At 75.1% G+C, this 2246-nt stretch carries 3 protein-coding genes; 1 reads left to right on the top strand and 2 read right to left on the bottom strand.

The genetic code is table 11. The features are described 5' to 3' along the window. The coding region (locus FV230_RS27465; RefSeq protein WP_147844618.1) for a TAXI family TRAP transporter solute-binding subunit at positions 1-594 on the bottom strand (594 nt) is incomplete at its 3' end. Positions 595-634: 40 nt separating this feature from the next. Further along, positions 635-1102: a CAP domain-containing protein gene (locus FV230_RS27460; RefSeq protein ID WP_246695035.1), complete on the bottom strand. Its 468-nt coding sequence runs from the start codon at positions 1100-1102 to the stop codon at positions 635-637. Between the two features lie 291 nt (positions 1103-1393). Between FV230_RS27460 and FV230_RS27455 the strand changes: the two genes are divergently transcribed. Beyond that, the coding region (locus FV230_RS27455; protein ID WP_147844616.1) for a sensor domain-containing diguanylate cyclase at positions 1394-2246 on the top strand (853 nt) is incomplete at its 3' end.

The following is a 2246-nucleotide window of genomic DNA, read 5'->3' as shown; positions in this document are numbered from 1 at the left end:
GGGCATCGCCGCGACCGCCGCGAAACCCGGCCAGCCGATGCCGCCGCCCCAGAGCGCGGCCGCGCGCCCGTCGGCGACCATGGCCGGGCCGTCGCCGGCATGCTCCAGGAGGATCGGGACGATGTCGCGCTCCGGGTCGAGGCCGGAGGCGGCGAGCACCGCGCGGCCCATCACCGTCAGCCCGGAATTCCGGGTGCCGAGCGCGACGGGCTTGCCGGCGAGGTCGGCGAGGGTACGGACCGGGCTCGCCGCCGCGACCACGAGCAGGCCGGGCGTGGCGTACATCGGCGCGACCGCGGTGAGCCGCGGGCCGTCACCCGCCGCCAGCGCGTCGTAGGCGAACTCGCCCTGCACCAGCGCGAGGTCGAGGGCGCCCTCGCGCAGCAGCCGGACGTTCTCGGCCGAGCCGCCGGTGGCGCGGGTCTCCAGGGTCAGGTCGGGGTCGACCGCGCGGACCGAGGCCGCCAGCGCCGCGCCGTAGGCCGGAAAGCCGCCGCCCGGGGTGGCGGTGCCGAGGACGAGGCGAAGCGGCTCGGCCCGCGCGGACGAGGCGAGCATCAGGCAGAGAGCGACCAGAACAGGCTTCACCCTCATCGCACGTGTCCGCCTCCGCGCCGGGGCCGTCGCTCGGCCGTCATTTCGCGGTCAGCAGCGCCCAGTAGACCTTGTACTTCGATCCGGGCGCGTAGGCGGTGGCGATGCCCATGCGGGCGGCCTTGGGATCGAGCATCACGGCGTTGTGGGGCGGGCTGTCGCGCCAGCCGGAGAAGGCCTCGGCGAGGGTGTGGTAGCCGGCCGACAGGTTGGCGTTGGCCGACGCGAAGCCGAGCCGCTCGACGGCGCCCTTCACGGTCTGCGCCTTGCTCGGCCGGTCGGCGAGCGCCATCGACGCCGCCTCGGCCTCGGCGAGCTTCTGGAGCTCGGGGTCGAGGGCGAGCGCCGCCTCGCCGCGGCCGCGGCGATAGGCCGAGATCATGTCGCGGGCGGCTTCGGTGTCGACGTGGGCCGCGTTGTTCGACAGGGGCAGGTAGAGGCTCGGCAGCGTCGCGGTGGTCTGCGTGTCGGTGGCGCACCCGGCCAGCAGCGCCGCGCCGGCGAGCAGCAGGGCGCCCGCGCCGTATCGTCCGATGCTGCCCACGTGTCCGATCCGCCGCTCGCCATCGGCCCGCGTCGATCGGGCCACCGCCGCGACATATAGGGTGCCCGGGGGCGCCGTGCAGCGGCGACGCGCATCAGGATTGACGAACCCTTCACCGGCTCGCGCTTAAGCTGTACCGAATGGAGCCATCGATGCCGGGCCGTCCCGGCGCGCTCCGGTCCGGGTCGGGAATCGCGTGGGAATCATCGAGGCGAACCTGCGGGGCGGCTTCGTCGGTGCGACGTCGCCCGCCGCATGACCGGACCGCCCATCCACCCCGACGTCGCCGCGGCGTCGGCGACGATCCGCTCGGCCGAGGCGCAATTGCGCCTGATTCGCCGGGACGCCGAGCGGCTGGCCGAGCGCCAGCGCACCTTCGACCGGGCCGCGGCCGCGGCCGGGATCGGGGTGTGGGAATGCCGCCTGCGCGACGAGGCGATCGACTGGTCCTCCGGCGTCTACGACTTGTTCGGCATCCCGCGCGGGACGGCCCTGTCGCGCGGGCGCGCCCTCGAGCACTACCCGGAGGCCTCGCGCCGCGCCCTCGAGGCGGCCCGCTCGCGAGCGATCGCCGAGCGGACCGGCTTCCGCCTCGACACCGAGATCCGCACCGCCGCCGGGCAACTCCGCTGGATCCGCCTGACCGCCACGGTGGAGGCGCACGCGGGCGTCGCGGTGCGGCTGTTCGGGATCAAGCAGGACATCACAGACGAGAGGCTGGCCGCCGAGGCGGCGCGCCGACGGGCCGATCTCGACGGGATGACGGGCCTCGCCAACCGGATGTGCTTCGAGGACCGGCTCGCGTTCCTGTGCCGGCAAGGCGCGGGCCTGCTCGTTCTCGTCGACCTCGACGGCTTCAAGGCGGTCAACGACGGCTTCGGGCATGCGGCGGGCGATGCCTGCCTCCGGGAGGCGGCCGACCGCATCGCCGGGCTCTGCCGCCGGGCCGACCTCGTGGCGCGGATCGGCGGCGACGAATTCGCCATCCTGCTCGGCGGCCATGGCAGCGCGCGCGGCGCCGAAGCCCTTGCGGGGCGGATCGTCCATGCGATGGGCCGCCCGATGCAGGTCGGCGGCGTCACGATCCGGGTCGGCGCCTCGGTCGGCA

This window comes from Methylobacterium sp. WL6, from assembly GCF_008040095.1.
GTDB lineage: Bacteria > Pseudomonadota > Alphaproteobacteria > Rhizobiales > Beijerinckiaceae > Methylobacterium.
Note: the sequence above shows the minus strand (reverse complement) of the source record. Positions and strands in the feature narration are given on the sequence as shown.